Here is a 2166-nt window from a genome sequence, read left to right on the forward strand (position 1 = left end):
GACGGTGACACCCGCTATTTTATCAATCCCACCGGACGGTTCGTCGTGGGCGGCCCCATGGGTGACTGCGGGCTGACCGGGCGAAAGATAATTGTCGACACCTATGGTGGCCAGGGAAGCCACGGCGGCGGCTGCTTTTCCGGCAAGGATCCCTCCAAGGTGGATCGCAGCGCCTCCTATATGGGGCGTCACGTGGCCAAAAACATCGTGGCCGCGGGTCTGGCCAAAAAGTGCGAAGTCCAGATCGCCTACGCCATCGGCGTTGCCGAACCGGTATCGGTGATGATCGACCTCATGCATACGGGAAAGGTGCCCAAGGAGCGGGTGGAGGAGATCGTCAAAGAGGTTTTCGACCTGAGACCCGCGGCCATCATCGAGTACCTGGATCTGCTGCGGCCCATCTATCGCAAAACCGCTGCATACGGCCACTTCGGAAGGACCGAACCGGAATTTTCCTGGGAGCAGACCAACAAGGCGGAGATTATTCGTGAAAAGGCCGGGTTGTAATCTGCGTAACGACGATTATTTTAGTGATTAAAACAAAAGGGGGCCGATGGCCCCCCTCATTTATGGAGGAACACGCATGACACTTGCAGAAACCGTCGTGGCGATCGATGGCCCGTTGGCTTATGATCCGTCATTGCCCTATAAAATCGCCGACCTGGCTCATGCCGACTTCGGTGAAAAGGAGATGCAGCTCGCTGAAAACGAAATGCCCGGGCTGATGGCCGTTCGTGAGAAATACGGTCCGCAGCAGCCGCTCAAAGGCCTGAAGGTCACTGGTAGTTTGCACATGACCATCCAGACCGCCATGCTCATCGATACCCTGAAGATTCTCGGTGCTGACATTCGCTGGGCGTCCTGCAACATCTTTTCCACCCAGGATCATGCGGCTGCGGCCATTGCCCGCAAGGGATCGGCCGCCGTATTCGCCTGGAAAGGAGAAAACCTTGAGGACTACTGGTGGTGCACCGAACAGGCGTTGGTATGGCCGGACGGCAGTGGACCGGACCTGATCGTGGACGACGGTGGCGACGCCACCATGTTCATCCACCAGGGGGTGGCGGTAGAAAAGGACCCGTCCCTGCTGGACAAAGCATACGATTCCGATGATATGCGGTTGTTGATGGCTCGCCTGAGAGCCGGCCAGGCCAATGATACCAGTTTTTGGACCCGCATCGCCGCATCGGTCAAGGGCGTTTCCGAAGAGACCACCACTGGTGTCCATCGTCTTTACCAGCTGGCCAAGAGCGGCGACCTGCTGTTCCCGGCATTCAACGTCAACGATTCGGTCACCAAGTCCAAATTCGACAACTTGTACGGTTGCCGAGAATCCCTGGCGGACGGCATCAAGCGGGCCACTGACGTCATGATGGCCGGCAAAGTGGCGGTGGTCTGCGGATACGGCGACGTCGGCAAGGGCTGCGCCCATTCCTTGCGTGGCTACGGATCCCGTGTGCTGGTGACGGAGGTCGATCCCATCTGCGCCCTGCAGGCGGCGATGGAAGGCTTCGAGGTAACCACCATTGAAGACGCCGCGCCCTTGGGCGACATCTTCGTGACCGCCACCGGCTGCTACCAGGTGATCACCGGTGCTCATATGGAGCAGATGAAAAATGAGGCCATCGTTTGCAACATCGGCCACTTCGACAACGAGATCCAGATGAGCTACCTGGAAAAAAGTGCCGATTGTAAGAAAACACCCATTAAGCCTCAGGTTGATAAATGGACCCTCAGATCCGGGCGGTCCATCATCATCCTTGCCGAAGGGCGGTTGGTCAATTTAGGATGCGCCACCGGCCACCCCAGCTTTGTCATGAGCAACAGCTTCACCAACCAATGCCTGGCCCAGATCGAACTGGCTTCAGGCGGCTACGAAAGAAAAGTCTACACCCTGCCGAAAAAGCTGGACGAAGAGGTAGCCCGGCTCCACCTGGCCCGGCTGGGCGCGAAACTGACCACGCTGACCCCAGTTCAGGCCGACTATCTGGGAGTCCCCGTTGACGGTCCCTTCAAACCGGACCACTACCGCTATTAATGAATGTAACCAATAAGATGCGAGCGTCCACGGGCAATGGGAGTGATCCCTTAGCCCTTGACAGATCCAGATGAGGCCTTAAAATTATTGCCAATGTTAGTTCATCATGGAGAGCGGCGTGAGGGAAC

At 57.4% G+C, this 2166-nt stretch carries 2 protein-coding genes; both read left to right on the forward strand.

The features are described 5' to 3' along the window. Window positions 1-507 (forward strand): methionine adenosyltransferase domain-containing protein (locus ABYV26_RS24705; protein WP_372684007.1); only part of this gene is annotated, 507 nt, incomplete at its 5' end. A 76-nt stretch (window positions 508-583) separates the two neighbouring features. Next, window positions 584-2038: an adenosylhomocysteinase gene (gene ahcY, locus ABYV26_RS24710; protein ID WP_372684008.1), complete on the forward strand. Its 1455-nt coding sequence runs from the start codon at window positions 584-586 to the stop codon at window positions 2036-2038. The last annotated feature ends 128 nt before the right edge of the window (window positions 2039-2166 follow it).

It is taken from the genome of Desulfosarcina sp. (genome assembly GCF_041551955.1).
GTDB lineage: Bacteria > Desulfobacterota > Desulfobacteria > Desulfobacterales > Desulfosarcinaceae > Desulfosarcina.